We start from the raw sequence: 12,573 nt of genomic DNA, 5'->3' as shown, positions 1-12,573 counted from the left end.
CAGGCGAAATGCGCGAAACGTCTGGATTAGACGCGGCGGCGCTTCGGCGGACGACACCCGTTGTGCGGGATCGGCGTGACGTCCTGGATGGTGGTGATGGTGAAACCCACCGATTGCAACGCACGCAGCGCGCTTTCGCGCCCCGAACCCGGACCGGAGACCTTGACTTCCAGGGTCTTCATGCCGTGTTCAATTGCCTTCTTGCCAGCGTCTTCAGCAGCCATCTGGGCTGCATACGGGGTCGACTTGCGCGAACCCTTGAAGCCCATGTGACCGGCAGAGGACCAGGAAATCGCATTTCCCTGGGCGTCCGTGATGGTCACCATGGTGTTGTTGAAGCTGGCATTCACGTGGGCAACGCCCGACGTGATGTTCTTACGTTCGCGCCGCTTTACGCGGCTCGGTTCCTTAGCCATCTGTCAGGGCCCTACTTCTTCTTGCCGGCAATCGGCTTGGCCGGACCTTTACGCGTACGCGCATTGGTGTGCGTGCGCTGGCCGCGGACCGGCAGGCCACGACGGTGGCGCAGGCCGCGGTAATTACCCAGGTCCATGAGACGTTTGATGTTCACGGCCACTTCACGGCGCAGATCCCCTTCCACGAGGTGATCGCGATCGATCACTTCACGGATTTGCAGGACCTCTGCGTCGGTCAGTTCAGCGACACGGCGCTCAGGCGTGATGGAAACCTGCTCGCAGATCTCCTTCGCCTTGGCCGGGCCAATGCCGTGGATGTAGCGAAGCGCGATTTCAACGCGCTTGTTCGTCGGAATATTGACGCCGGCAATACGGGCCACTTTCCATCTCCTAATTCAGAACGCCATTCACGGACGAACCAATGGGCAACCTTTCGGTCGCCGCATGTGCTCGCCCGTTTCGCGAAGGGCGCTATCTACAGTCAGCGTTGCCGCCCCGTCAATGGGGTTGCAACAGGTGTGTGTCACTTCTCATCCAGTGCCGTGGCGATACGAGCCGCGACATCTTCCATGGAGCCCATCCCCTCCACTTCCCGCAACTTGCCTTGATCAGCATAGAAGGGCAGCAGCGGAGCGGTCTGCTCCTGGTAGGCATTCAGGCGAACCTTGAAGGCCTCGATATTGTCGTCGGCGCGGCCTTCCTCGGCAGCCCGCTTTTCCATGCGGGCCACAAGTTCAGCATCATCCACCAGAAGACGGATGACTGCGTCGACCTTGGTAGAGCGCTTTTCCAGCGCTGCATCCAGGGCTTCAGCCTGGGCCACGGTGCGCGGGAAACCGTCAAAGATGGCCCCGCCCGCAGCTTCGGCTTCCGGCAGGCGTTCCTCGATCAGTTCGATGACGATCGCGTCGGAGACGAGATTGCCAGCATCCATGATCGCCTTCACGCGATTACCGAGTTCGGAACCGGACGCAACCGCTGCACGCAGCATGTCGCCCGTGGAGAGCTGTACCCAGCCGCGCTCGGTCACCAGACGCTTGGCCTGGGTCCCCTTCCCGCAGCCCGGCGGTCCGAACAGAATGATATTCATCGCTTGCGCCCCCGCAGTTTCGACTTCTTGATCAGGCCCTCATACTGGTGAGCCAGCATGTGGGACTGGACCTGGGACACGGTATCCATCGTCACCGAAACCACGATGAGAATGGACGTGCCACCCAGGGCGATCGCCGCTCCGCCACCCATCAGCATGGGAACCATGCAGATGATGACCAGATAGATCGCCCCGATCAGGGTCAGACGCGACAGCACGAAATCGATGTACTCGGCGGTCCGGGCGCCCGGGCGGATACCCGGCAGGAAGCCGCCATACTTGCGCAGATTGTCTGCCGTATCTTCCGGGTTGAAGACAACCGAGGTGTAGAAGAAGCAGAAAAAGATGATCAGCGCGGCATAGAGCGTCAGGAAGAGCGGAGACCCGGTACCCAGATAGGCAACCACGGTCTGCAGCCATTGCGGGCCGGACTGGGCCTGGAACTGGGCCGCCGTCGCCGGCAGCAGAAGAAGCGAGGAAGCGAAGATCGGCGGGATCACGCCGGCCGTATTCAGCTTGAGCGGCAGGAAGGACGTGTCACCGCCCACCATGCGATTGCCCTGCTGGCGCTTCGGGTACTGGACCAGAAGACGGCGCTGGGAGCGCTCGACAAACACGACCAGGACCAGACCAGCCAGAACCATCACGACGCCGAAGAAGAAGACGGCGGGCGTAATGGCGCCGGACGCCGCCTGGCCAAAGGCATTGCCCAGAAGGCCCGGCACGGCCGAGATGATACCGGCAAAGATGATCAGCGAAACGCCATTGCCGACGCCACGCGAGGTGATCTGCTCACCCAGCCACAGCAGCAGCATCGTACCGCCCACCAGGGTCGTCACCGTCGACACGATGAAGAACGGTCCCGGGTGCACAGCCAGAGACAGGCCGTCCGCATTCACGCTGCCCATGGGAATCGCGATCGCCAGCGCCTGGCCGGTGGCCAGAACCACGGTGAGATACCGGGTGTACTGGTTGATCTGCTGACGCCCCTGCTCGCCGCCTTCCTTCTTCATCTTCTCGAGAGAGGGAATGGTGGCGGACATGAGCTGCATGATGATCGACGCCGAGATGTACGGCATCACATTGAGCGCAAAAATCGCCATACGCTCGACGGCACCGCCGCCCAGCGTGTTGAACATGCTCAGGAACCCGCCCTGAAACTGTTCGAATACCCGCGCATACTGTTCCGGGTCGATGCCCGGGATCGGAACGAAGGTCCCGATGCGGTACACGATCAGGATCCCGATCGTGAACAGGATACGTTGTTGCAGCTCCTTCGCTTTCGCGAAGGAGCTGAAACTCATGTTTTGTGCAAGCTGTTCAGCTGCTGAAGCCATCAACCAGTCCCCGAAAGGTCAGCGTGAAGTCGCTTAGTCCGCGGCCTTCTCGGCAGCGGTGACGGTCACTTTACCGCCAGCCTTCTCGACAGCCTCGATGGCCGCCTTGGAGGCACCGGCAACGGTGATGTCTACTTTGGACTTGAGCTCACCTTTCGCAAGGAGGCGGATGCCGTCCAGTTCACGACGGACCAGGCCGGCCGCGATCAGGACTTCAGCATTGATCGCGGCTTTCGCATCGATCTTGCCTTCAGCAATGGCTTTCTCAAGACGTCCGAGGTTCACTTCGGCATAGGCCTTCCGGTTCGGCTTGTTGAAGCCGCGCTTCGGCAGGCGCATGTGAAGCGGCATCTGACCGCCTTCGAAACCCTTGATAGCCACACCCGAACGGGATTTCTGGCCCTTGACGCCGCGACCACCGGTCTTGCCTTTGCCGGAGCCGATACCGCGACCCACACGGGTGCGGAGTTTGGCGGCGCCGTCATTGTCGCGCAATTGATTGAGACGCATGTCGTTCTCCATTCGAACGAGCGGTTTCCCGTGACGGGACCTACTCCTCGACGATTTCCACCATGTGGCTGACTTTGGCGATCATGCCGCGGACAGCCGGGGTGTCTTCCAGTTCACGTTCACGACCGACCTTGTTGAGGCCCAGGCCGACGAGCGTGGCACGTTGATCTTGCGGGCGACGGATCGGGCTCGCCGTCTGGCGCACGCGAATGGTCTTCTTGGCCATTGGATCCGTTCCTTACGCTTCGATCGCTTCCGGCGAGGACGCACCGTCATCACGGCGGTTCACCAGATCACCAACCTTCAGACCCCGCTTGGCAGCAACCGAGCGCGGGCTCGACTGCGACTTCAGCGCGTCAATGGTGGCGCGGATCATGTTGTACGGGTTGGAGGTACCAACCGATTTCGCAACGACGTCCTGGACACCCAGGGTCTCCAGCACGGCACGCATCGGGCCACCGGCGATAACACCGGTACCCGGAGGCGCAGCACGCAGGATGACCTTGCCAGCGCCGTGACGGCCCTTGGTGTCGTGGTGCAGCGTGCGACCTTCGCGCAGCGGCACACGGATCATCGTCTTTTTGGCTTCGTCCGTCGCCTTGCGGATGGCTTCCGGCACTTCGCGAGCCTTGCCCTGACCGAAGCCGACGCGACCCTTGGTGTCGCCGACCACGACAAGCGCGGCAAACTGGAAGTTCCGGCCACCTTTGACGGTCTTGGCCACACGGTTGATGTGGACGAGCTTGTCTACGAGCTCGTCGTCGCGCTCCTGGTCACGGTCCCGGCCACGGCCACGACCCCGGCCACGATCGCCGCGATCACCACGGTCGCGCTGTTGCTCGTTCTGATGAGCCATACGTCCGCTCCCTTAGAAGTTCAGGCCGCCCTCGCGGGCCGCCTCTGCGAGCGCTTTGATACGCCCGTGATAGATGTAACCGCCACGATCGAAGACGACGTCCTTGACGCCTTCCTTGACAGCGCGCTCGGCAATCAGCTTGCCGACGATTTCCGCCGCCTTCGTGTCCCAGGACTTGCCGTGCTCTTTCAGAGCCACTTCCTCGAGGGAAGACGCAGAAGCCAGGGTCTTGCCCGCCACATCGTCGATGATCTGGGCATAGATGTTCTTCGAAGAACGGTAGACCGAGAGCCGCGGACGCCCATTGGCGAATTTCCGCAGGCGGATCCGGTTGCGCTGGGCACGCCGGACCTGTTTTTCGCGTTGAGTCTTCATCGCTCGCCCTACTTCTTCTTGCCTTCTTTGCGGCGAATGTATTCGCCAGCATACTTGATGCCCTTGCCCTTGTAGGGCTCCGGCGGACGGAAGCGACGGATTTCAGCCGCCACCTGACCGACTTTCTGCTTGTCGGAGCCGACGATCTTCACTTCGGTCGGCTTCGGGCAGGAAATGGTGATGCCATCCGGTGCGTCATAGACGACGTCGTGCGACAGGCCGAGCGACAGCTTCAGGGACGAACCCTGCATCTGGGCGCGGTAACCGACGCCGACGAGTTCCAGGTCCTTTTCGAACCCGTTCGTGACGCCGTGCACCAGGTTGGCAACCAGCGCACGCTGCATGCCCCACATGGCACGGGCCTTCTTGGACTCGTCCACCGGCTTGACGGTCAGACCGTCTTCACCTTGCGACAGGCTCACATGCTCGACGATCGGCATCGAGAGTTCGCCCTTGGGCCCCTTCACAGTCAGGCTGTCATCCGTCAGCGTGACGTTGACACCGCCCGGAATGGCGACGGGGAGTTTACCGATACGTGACATTGGCGCGCTCCCTTAGCTGACGTGACACAGGATCTCGCCGCCCACATTGGCCTCGCGAGCAGTCGCATCCGACATCACGCCCTTCGGCGTGGAGAGGATGGCGATGCCCAGGCCATTTTGGACGAGCGGAAGGTCCTTGACGCCGGAATACACACGGCGGCCCGGCTTGGAGATACGCTTGATCTCGCGGATCACCGAGTCACCTTCGAAATACTTGAGTTCGATCTCGAACTCTTTTTGGCCGTTGGCGTGGTCCACTTCCGCATAGTCGCGGATATAGCCTTCGCTTTTCAGCACATCGAGCACGCGGCGGCGCAGGGCCGAAGCCGGCGTGTTCACAGACCGCTTGTTGCGCATCAGCGCGTTGCGGATCCGGGTCAGCATATCGCCGAGAGGATCATTCACGGACATGTTTCGTCTCCCTCTCTTACCAGCTCGACTTGACCATGCCCGGGATCATGCCCTGGCTGGCCAGTTCGCGCAGCGCGATACGCGACATACGCAGCTTGCGGTAAAACGCCCGCGGACGGCCGGTGATCTCACACCGGTTACGCACACGCGTCGGGGCCGAATTGCGGGGCAATTGGGCCAGTTTCAGCTGAGCAGCAAAACGCTCCTCAACCGGCAGTTCCTGATTGCGCGCCATCGCCTTCAGTGCGGCACGCTTGGCAGCATAGCGCTGAGCCAGGCGTTCACGCTTGCGATTGCGTTCAACTGCGGAAGTCTTCGCCATTTATATCCTCCTGCGTGCAGAACCCGAGCGGTCCTGCTCTCCTGCTGCGTTAGTTCGAAAACGGAAAATCGAACTCGGCCAACAGGGCCTTCGCTTCCTCATCATTGCCGGCGGTGGTGCAGACAACGATATCCATACCCCGGATCTTCTCGACCTTGTCGTAGTCGATCTCCGGGAACACAATGTGTTCTTTCATGCCCATCGCGTAATTCCCGCGACCGTCGAAGCTCTTACCATTGAGCCCACGGAAGTCACGCACGCGCGGCAGGGCGATGGTGATCAGACGGTCCAGGAATTCGTACATACGATCCTGGCGCAGGGTCACCTTCGCACCGATCACCTGCTCCTCGCGGAGCTTGAAGCCGGCGATCGACTTCTTGGCAACCGTCTTGACCGGCTTCTGGCCGGTGATGGCTTCCAGATCCTCAAGGGCACCCTTGATTTTCTTGGAATCCTGGGACGCTTCACCAACACCCATATTGATCACGATCTTGTCCAGACGCGGGATCATCATGTCGTTGGCGTAGCCGAACTTTTCCTTCATGCGAGCGCGAATCTCTTCGCGGTATTTCGCACGCAGGCGCGGAGTATAGGTCGCAACGTCAGACATCGATGACCTCGCCGGATGCTTTGGCGACCCGGACCTTCTCGCCCGCTTCATTCGTCGTGAAGCCGACACGGGTCGGTTCGCCGGTTTTCGGATCGGCCAGGGCCACGTTCGAGACGTGGATCGGGGCCTCTTTTTCCTTGATGCCGCCCTGCTCGGTCTGCGTCGGACGCGTGTGGCGCTTGACCACATTCACGCCAGCGACGACGACCTTGTTATCGGACGGCAGCACTTTGGTGACCTCACCGGTCTTGCCTTTGTCACGGCCGGCGAGAATGACGACCTTGTCGCCCTTCTTGATCTTGGCAGCCATTACAGCACCTCCGGCGCCAGCGAAACGATCTTCATGTGGTTCTTGCCACGCAGTTCGCGCGGAACCGGGCCGAAGATACGCGTGCCGAGCGGCTCGTTGTTATTGTTGATAATCACCGCCGCATTGGAATCGAAGCGAATGACGGAACCGTCCTTGCGCTTGATGTCCTTGGCCACGCGAACGACGACGGCCTTGCGGACGTCACCCTTCTTCACGCGGCCACGCGGAATGGCTTCCTTGACGGAGACGACGATGATGTCGCCCACATGGGCATAGCGACGCTTGGCACCGCCCAACACCTTGATGCATTGCACACGGCGGGCGCCAGAATTGTCGGCTACGTCCAGATTGGTTTGCATCTGGATCATGGCAGATCCTCCTTAGGAAAGGGTCCTCTGCTTAGGCGTTCGCCTGAGCCGGGACGACCTCCCACCGCTTCAGTTTCGACTTGGGTGCACATTCCTGGATCTGGACCGTGTCACCCACTTTGAACGTATTGGCTTCGTCATGCGCGTGGTAACGCTTGGTGCGACGAACCGTCTTGCGCAGCAGCGGGTGGAGGAAAGTCCGTTCCACACGCACCACAACGGTCTTGGCACCTTTGTCACTCACAACGACGCCTTGCAGGATACGCTTAGGCATCGCTTAGCTCCCTTGCTCTTGCTGCGACTTGCGCTCGTTTTGGACCGTCTGGATACGCGCGATGTCGCGGCGGATCTGGCCGTAGCGGGCGGTGTTGTCCAGCTGGCCGGAGGCCTGCTGGAAGCGCAGATTGAATTGCTCTTTTTTCAGCTTCAGGAGCGTGTCCGTCAGCTGGTCTTCGGTCATGGCCCGAACGTCGACGGCCTTGAGTTCAGACTTGCTCATTGTCCGTGCTCCTACTCGCCCAGACGGGCGACGATCTTGGTCTTGACCGGCAGCTTCGCAGCGCCGAGCGCCAGAGCCTCACGTGCGACATCTTCGGGAACCCCGTCGATCTCGAACATGATGCGGCCCGGCTTGACCTTGCACGCCCAAAACTCGGGCGAGCCCTTACCTTTACCCATCCGGACTTCGGTCGGCTTCTTGGAAACCGGCACATCCGGGAAGATGCGGATCCACACGCGACCGGCACGCTTCATGTGACGGGTGATGGCCCGACGCGTGGCTTCGATCTGGCGTGCGGTGACGCGTTCCGGCTGCAGCGCCTTGAGACCGTAGGAACCGAAGTTCAGGGAGTAACCACCCTTCGCCTGTCCCTTGATGCGGCCTTTGTGCGCCTTGCGGAATTTCGTGCGTTTCGGTTGCAGCATGGCTGTAATTCCTTACGCGGCTTGGCGGCCCGAACGGGCGCGCTGCTCACCCGAGTCCTGGAGACGACGCTCCTGGGCCATCGGGTCATGTTCCATGATCTCGCCTTTGTAGATCCAGACCTTGATACCGATGATACCCATCGCGGTCTTGGCTTCGGCGGTTCCGTAGTCGATGTCCGCGCGCAGTGTGTGGAGCGGCACGGAGCCTTCCTGGTACTGCTCGGAACGGGCGATCTCAGCACCGCCGAGACGGCCGCCGCACAGGATCTTGCAGCCTTTGGCACCCATGCGCATGGCAGACTGCATCGAACGCTTCATGGCGCGGCGGAAAGCCACGCGGCGCTCGAGCTGCTGAGCGATGGATTCGGCCACCAGATTGGCGTCGATTTCCGGCTTGCGCACTTCGACCAGGTTCAGGAAGACCTCACCATCAACCATCTTGGACAGTTCACGGCGCAGGACTTCGATGTCCGAACCCTTCTTGCCGATCACCACACCCGGACGGGCCGTGTGGATGGTGACGCGGCACTTCTTGTGCGGGCGTTCGATCACGATCTTCGAGACGCTGGCATTCTTCAGGCGCTTTTTAAGCATCGCACGGATCTTGATGTCCTCGTGCAGCAGCTTGGCGTATTCGCCGGCGCCCGCATACCAGCGGGATTCCCAGGTGCGGTTGACGCCGAGGCGCAGACCGATCGGATTAATCTTCTGACCCATCAGGCGGCCTCCTCGACTTCGCGCACCACGATGGTGAGCTCGGAAAACGGCTTCAGGATCTTCGCGCCGCGACCGCGTGCACGAGCCCGGTACCGTTTCATGACCAGGTTCTTGCCGACGAAGGCTTCCGACACGACAAGGCTGTCGATGTCCAGGCCGTGATTGTTCTCGGCATTGGCAATCGCCGACTCGAGGGTCTTTCGAACCTCTTTGGCAATCCGCTTGCGCGAAAACTCGAGATCCGCCAGCGCGCGCTCGACTTTCTTGCCACGGATCAGGGCCGCGACGAGATTGAGCTTCTGCGGGCTGGTGCGGATCATCCGCAGCTTGGCGCGTGCTTCATTGTCAGCGACGCGACGGGGATTGGCAGACTGGCCCATCGCTTATCTCCGCTTCGCTTTCTTGTCCGCAGCGTGACCGTAATAGGTCCGCGACGGCGAGAATTCACCGAGCTTGTGGCCGACCATATCTTCGGTCACCAGCACCGGCACAAATTTGTTGCCGTTGTGGACCTGGAAGGTCAGACCCACGAATTGCGGCATGATGGTGGAACGGCGCGACCAGGTCTTGATCGCTTGCTTGCGTCCGCCTTCGTGCGACTTTTCCGCTTTCTTCAGCAGATAACCGTCGACGAACGGACCTTTCCAGACAGAACGAGGCATCGTCTCGGCTCCCTATCGCTTCTTGCGCTCGTGGCGCGAGCGGATGATGAACTTGTCCGTGGACTTGTTCTTGCGCGTCTTGGCACCCTTGGTCGGCTTGCCCCAGGGCGTCACCGGGTGACGACCACCGGAGGTCCGGCCCTCACCACCACCATGCGGGTGGTCGATCGGGTTCATGACAACACCGCGAACAGACGGACGCTTGCCCATGTGACGCTTGCGGCCGGCCTTGCCGAGATTGACGTTCAGGTGGTCCTGGTTGGACACAGCCCCGACCGTCGCCATGCAGCTGTCCGGAACCATGCGCAGCTCGCCCGAAGCCAGACGGATCTGGGCGTAGCCGGCATCACGGCCGACCAGCTGGACATAGGCACCGGCGGAACGGGCGATCTGGCCACCCTTTTCCGGCTTCATCTCGACATTGTGCAGGATCGTCCCGACCGGAACGGCCTTCAGCGGCATCGCATTGCCCGGCTTCACGTCAGCCTTGGCCGACGCGATCACCGTATCACCCACGCCCAGGCGCTGCGGCGCCAGGATGTAGGCCAGCTCGCCATCCTCATACTTGAGGAGCGCGATGAATGCGGTCCGGTTCGGGTCGTATTCCAGGCGCTCGACCGTCGCGGGAACGTCCCACTTGCGGCGCTTGAAATCGATCACACGGTAAAGGCGCTTCGCACCACCGCCACGACGGCGGGCGGTGATCCGGCCCGTATTGTTGCGGCCACCCTTTTTGGTAAGGCCTTCAACAAGCGTCTTCTCGGGACGACCCTTGTGCAGCGCGGAGCGATCCACGAGCACGAGGGCGCGGCGGCCCGGAGACGTCGGTTTGAATGTTTTCAAAGCCATCTTAGAGACCCGTCGTCACGTCGATCGAGTGACCCTCTGCGAGAGTCACGACCGCTTTCTTCTGGTCATTGCGCTTGCCGGCAATACCCCGGAAACGCTTGGTCTTCCCGTGAACCTTGATCGTGTTCACCGCCGTGACCTTGACCTTGAAGAGTTGTTCGACCGCTTCCGCGATCTCCTTCTTGTTGGCCGTCAGCGGGACGAAGAAGACAACCTTGCCGTCTTCCGACAGCAGGGTGGACTTTTCCGTGATCACCGGTTGCAGGATCGTGTCGTAATGGCGCGCAGCAGCCGTCATCTTAAGCCTCCTTCGCGCTCAGGCGTTCGTGGATCTTCTCCACGGCAGCCTTCGTCAGCACCAGCGTATCGCGACGCAGCACGTCGTACACGTTCAGGCCCTGTGCGGGCAGAACGTCGACGCACGGCAGGTTGCGAGCCGCCATGGCGAAATTCTCGTCGACCTGATCACCGGAGATGAACAGGGCGTTGGAGATGCCCAGGCCTTCCAGCGAGGTGCGCAGGTCCTTGGTCTTCGGTGCCTTCATGGCGGCATCATCCAGGATGATGAGCGCCTTGGAGCCGGCCTTGGCCGACAGGGCATGCTTGAGACCCAGGGCCCGGACCTTCTTGGGAAGCTCATGGGCGTGGGAGCGCACACGCGGGCCGTGCGCCTTGCCGCCGCCGACGAAGATCGGTGCCGAGCGAGCGCCGTGGCGAGCGCCACCGCCACCCTTCTGGCGACCGAATTTCTTCTTCGTGCGGGCGATTTCAGAGCGGCCGAGCGTCTTGTGCGTGCCCTGCTGGCGGGAGGCCAGCTGCCACTTCACAACGCGCTGCAGGAGGTCGGAGCGCACCTCTTCAATGCCGAAAACGGCATCGTCGAGATCGATAGCACCGGCGTCCTTCGCCGCGAGGGTTTTTACCTCGATCTTCATGCTTGCGTTCCTTCTTCACCGTCGGCAGCCGCTTCCGGCGCCGCAGCTTCGGCTTCAGCCGGCGCGGCGTCGTTTTCGACAGCCGGAGCCGCTTCAGCCGGTGCGTTCTTTTCGTCCAGCGTGCGGAACTTGCCCGGCAGCGGGAGCTCGGCATCGCCGTGACCCTTCACTGCATCGCGCAGTTCAACCCAGCCGCCGGCCGAGCCCGGAACCGCACCCTTGACCAGGATGAGGCCACGTTCGGCATCGACGCGGACAACTTCGATATTCTGGGTCGTGACACGGACGGCACCCATATGGCCGGCCATCTTCTTGCCCTTGAACACCTTGCCCGGGTCCTGACACTGACCGGTGGAGCCGTGCGAACGGTGGGAGATGGACACGCCGTGCGAGGCGCGCAGACCACCGAAATTGTGCCGCTTCATGGCACCGGCAAAACCCTTACCGATCGAAATGCCTGCGGCATCGATCTTCTGGCCCGGAACGAAGTGATCCGCCGTCAGCTCGGCGCCGACTTCGATCAGGTTTCCTTCCGGAACGCGGAATTCGACCAGTTTGCGCTTGGGCGCAACCTTGGCCTTGGCGAAATGACCGCGCAGCGCCTTCGGCGTCCGCTTGGCCTTGGCCTCACCCGCGCCGAGCTGCATTGCGACATAACCATCACGATCCGCCGTCTTGTGCGCAACAACCTGGACAGATTCCAGCTGCAGCACCGTGCAGGGCACGTGAGCCCCGTCGTCGGCGAAAACTCGCGTCATGCCCAGCTTGCGGGCAACAACGCCGGTTCTGCGATCTTCCTGGCGCATAATCCTACGCTCCCAGCTTGATCTCGACGTCCACACCGGCAGACAGGTCGAGCTTCATCAGCGCATCAACCGTTTGCGGGGTGGGGTCAACAATGTCGAGAAGGCGCTTGTGAGTCCGGATCTCGAACTGTTCGCGCGACTTCTTGTCGATGTGCGGTCCACGCAGCACCGTGAACTTCTCGATACGCGTCGGCAGCGGAATCGGACCGCGAACGTTCGCGCCGGTGCGCTTGGCGGTGGAGACGATCTCCCGGGTGGAATTATCCAGTACCCGGTGATCGAACGCCTTCAGGCGAATGCGGATGTTTTGACGTTCCATCAAACCGATCCCGTGTCTAAACTTTCAAAAAGAGCGAAAGGCCGGGGCGAATACCGCTGAGGCACCGCCCCGACCAGTTGTTTACAATTACTCGACGATTTTGGAGACGACGCCGGCGCCGACGGTACGACCGCCTTCACGGATAGCGAAGCGCAGCTTCTCTTCCATGGCGATCGGCGTGATCAGCTCGACATTCATTTCCACATTATCGCCC

At 61.4% G+C, this 12,573-nt stretch carries 26 protein-coding genes; all 26 read right to left on the bottom strand.

The window, feature by feature from the left end:
• Positions 1 to 26: 26 nt before the first annotated feature.
• On the bottom strand, positions 27 to 416 hold the full coding sequence (rpsK, locus tag FCS99_RS15830) for a 30S ribosomal protein S11 (RefSeq protein WP_138514337.1): 390 nt from the start codon (positions 414 to 416) through the stop codon (positions 27 to 29).
• An 11-nt stretch (positions 417 to 427) separates the two neighbouring features.
• Positions 428 to 796 (bottom strand): 30S ribosomal protein S13, encoded by a 369-nt coding sequence (gene rpsM / locus FCS99_RS15825; RefSeq protein ID WP_138514335.1) that lies wholly within the window; start codon positions 794 to 796, stop codon positions 428 to 430.
• Positions 797 to 939: 143 nt separating this feature from the next.
• Positions 940 to 1,506 (bottom strand): adenylate kinase, encoded by a 567-nt coding sequence (locus FCS99_RS15820; protein WP_138514333.1) that lies wholly within the window; start codon positions 1,504 to 1,506, stop codon positions 940 to 942.
• The gene (gene secY / locus FCS99_RS15815; protein WP_138514331.1) at positions 1,503 to 2,843 is read right to left on the bottom strand and encodes a preprotein translocase subunit SecY; all 1,341 of its coding nucleotides are present in this window, start codon (positions 2,841 to 2,843) and stop codon (positions 1,503 to 1,505) included. Before secY ends, FCS99_RS15820 begins: the two co-directional genes overlap by 4 nt.
• A gap of 33 nt (positions 2,844 to 2,876) precedes the next feature.
• Positions 2,877 to 3,353 carry a 50S ribosomal protein L15 gene (gene rplO / locus FCS99_RS15810; RefSeq protein WP_138514329.1) on the bottom strand — a complete coding sequence of 159 codons (477 nt, stop codon included), beginning with the start codon at positions 3,351 to 3,353 and terminating at the stop codon, positions 2,877 to 2,879.
• 40 nt (positions 3,354 to 3,393) lie between these two features.
• A complete protein-coding gene (rpmD, locus tag FCS99_RS15805) occupies positions 3,394 to 3,579 on the bottom strand; it encodes a 50S ribosomal protein L30 (protein WP_138514327.1) in 186 nt (61 codons plus the stop codon).
• Between the two features lie 12 nt (positions 3,580 to 3,591).
• On the bottom strand, positions 3,592 to 4,209 hold the full coding sequence (gene rpsE / locus FCS99_RS15800) for a 30S ribosomal protein S5 (protein WP_138514325.1): 618 nt from the start codon (positions 4,207 to 4,209) through the stop codon (positions 3,592 to 3,594).
• Positions 4,210 to 4,221: 12 nt separating this feature from the next.
• Entirely contained in the window at positions 4,222 to 4,584 is a 363-nt protein-coding gene (gene rplR / locus FCS99_RS15795; RefSeq protein ID WP_138514323.1) for a 50S ribosomal protein L18, read from the bottom strand.
• Between the two features lie 8 nt (positions 4,585 to 4,592).
• Positions 4,593 to 5,126 carry a 50S ribosomal protein L6 gene (gene rplF / locus FCS99_RS15790; protein ID WP_138514321.1) on the bottom strand — a complete coding sequence of 178 codons (534 nt, stop codon included), beginning with the start codon at positions 5,124 to 5,126 and terminating at the stop codon, positions 4,593 to 4,595.
• A 12-nt stretch (positions 5,127 to 5,138) separates the two neighbouring features.
• The gene (gene rpsH, locus FCS99_RS15785) at positions 5,139 to 5,537 is read right to left on the bottom strand and encodes a 30S ribosomal protein S8 (RefSeq protein ID WP_138514319.1); all 399 of its coding nucleotides are present in this window, start codon (positions 5,535 to 5,537) and stop codon (positions 5,139 to 5,141) included.
• 16 nt (positions 5,538 to 5,553) lie between these two features.
• On the bottom strand, positions 5,554 to 5,859 hold the full coding sequence (gene rpsN, locus FCS99_RS15780; RefSeq protein ID WP_138514317.1) for a 30S ribosomal protein S14: 306 nt from the start codon (positions 5,857 to 5,859) through the stop codon (positions 5,554 to 5,556).
• A 49-nt stretch (positions 5,860 to 5,908) separates the two neighbouring features.
• Positions 5,909 to 6,469 carry a 50S ribosomal protein L5 gene (gene rplE / locus FCS99_RS15775; protein ID WP_138514315.1) on the bottom strand — a complete coding sequence of 187 codons (561 nt, stop codon included), beginning with the start codon at positions 6,467 to 6,469 and terminating at the stop codon, positions 5,909 to 5,911.
• Positions 6,462 to 6,779, bottom strand: a complete 318-nt coding sequence (gene rplX, locus FCS99_RS15770; RefSeq protein ID WP_138514313.1) for a 50S ribosomal protein L24 — start codon at positions 6,777 to 6,779, stop codon at positions 6,462 to 6,464. Before rplX ends, rplE begins: the two co-directional genes overlap by 8 nt.
• Positions 6,779 to 7,147 carry a 50S ribosomal protein L14 gene (rplN, locus tag FCS99_RS15765; RefSeq protein WP_138514311.1) on the bottom strand — a complete coding sequence of 123 codons (369 nt, stop codon included), beginning with the start codon at positions 7,145 to 7,147 and terminating at the stop codon, positions 6,779 to 6,781. Before rplN ends, rplX begins: the two co-directional genes overlap by 1 nt.
• Before the next feature lie 31 nt (positions 7,148 to 7,178).
• Positions 7,179 to 7,421, bottom strand: coding sequence for a 30S ribosomal protein S17 (gene rpsQ / locus FCS99_RS15760; protein WP_138514310.1), 243 nt, complete (start codon positions 7,419 to 7,421; stop codon positions 7,179 to 7,181).
• A 3-nt stretch (positions 7,422 to 7,424) separates the two neighbouring features.
• On the bottom strand, positions 7,425 to 7,646 hold the full coding sequence (gene rpmC, locus FCS99_RS15755) for a 50S ribosomal protein L29 (protein WP_138514309.1): 222 nt from the start codon (positions 7,644 to 7,646) through the stop codon (positions 7,425 to 7,427).
• A gap of 11 nt (positions 7,647 to 7,657) precedes the next feature.
• Positions 7,658 to 8,071, bottom strand: coding sequence for a 50S ribosomal protein L16 (gene rplP, locus FCS99_RS15750; RefSeq protein ID WP_138514308.1), 414 nt, complete (start codon positions 8,069 to 8,071; stop codon positions 7,658 to 7,660).
• Between the two features lie 12 nt (positions 8,072 to 8,083).
• Positions 8,084 to 8,788 carry a 30S ribosomal protein S3 gene (gene rpsC / locus FCS99_RS15745; protein ID WP_138514307.1) on the bottom strand — a complete coding sequence of 235 codons (705 nt, stop codon included), beginning with the start codon at positions 8,786 to 8,788 and terminating at the stop codon, positions 8,084 to 8,086.
• Complete coding sequence (gene rplV, locus FCS99_RS15740; protein WP_138514305.1) at positions 8,788 to 9,168, bottom strand: 50S ribosomal protein L22; 381 nt, start codon at positions 9,166 to 9,168, stop codon at positions 8,788 to 8,790. Before rplV ends, rpsC begins: the two co-directional genes overlap by 1 nt.
• 3 nt (positions 9,169 to 9,171) lie before the next feature.
• Positions 9,172 to 9,450, bottom strand: a complete 279-nt coding sequence (rpsS, locus tag FCS99_RS15735; RefSeq protein WP_011643729.1) for a 30S ribosomal protein S19 — start codon at positions 9,448 to 9,450, stop codon at positions 9,172 to 9,174.
• Positions 9,451 to 9,462: 12 nt separating this feature from the next.
• The gene (rplB, locus tag FCS99_RS15730; RefSeq protein WP_138514303.1) at positions 9,463 to 10,299 is read right to left on the bottom strand and encodes a 50S ribosomal protein L2; all 837 of its coding nucleotides are present in this window, start codon (positions 10,297 to 10,299) and stop codon (positions 9,463 to 9,465) included.
• A gap of 1 nt (position 10,300) precedes the next feature.
• Complete coding sequence (locus FCS99_RS15725) at positions 10,301 to 10,597, bottom strand: 50S ribosomal protein L23 (protein ID WP_138514301.1); 297 nt, start codon at positions 10,595 to 10,597, stop codon at positions 10,301 to 10,303.
• Position 10,598: 1 nt separating this feature from the next.
• Entirely contained in the window at positions 10,599 to 11,234 is a 636-nt protein-coding gene (gene rplD / locus FCS99_RS15720; protein WP_138514299.1) for a 50S ribosomal protein L4, read from the bottom strand.
• Positions 11,231 to 12,040, bottom strand: coding sequence for a 50S ribosomal protein L3 (gene rplC / locus FCS99_RS15715; RefSeq protein WP_138514297.1), 810 nt, complete (start codon positions 12,038 to 12,040; stop codon positions 11,231 to 11,233). The genes rplD and rplC overlap by 4 nt, the downstream gene beginning before the upstream one ends.
• A gap of 4 nt (positions 12,041 to 12,044) precedes the next feature.
• A complete protein-coding gene (gene rpsJ, locus FCS99_RS15710; protein WP_138514295.1) occupies positions 12,045 to 12,359 on the bottom strand; it encodes a 30S ribosomal protein S10 in 315 nt (104 codons plus the stop codon).
• Positions 12,360 to 12,446: 87 nt separating this feature from the next.
• The coding region (locus FCS99_RS15705) for an EF-Tu C-terminal domain-related protein (protein ID WP_456085640.1) at positions 12,447 to 12,573 on the bottom strand (127 nt) is incomplete at its 5' end.

The sequence above is a fragment of the Maricaulis alexandrii genome (assembly GCF_005871165.1).
GTDB classification, from domain to species: Bacteria; Pseudomonadota; Alphaproteobacteria; order Caulobacterales; family Maricaulaceae; genus Maricaulis; species Maricaulis alexandrii.
Note: the sequence above shows the minus strand (reverse complement) of the source record. Positions and strands in the feature narration are given on the sequence as shown.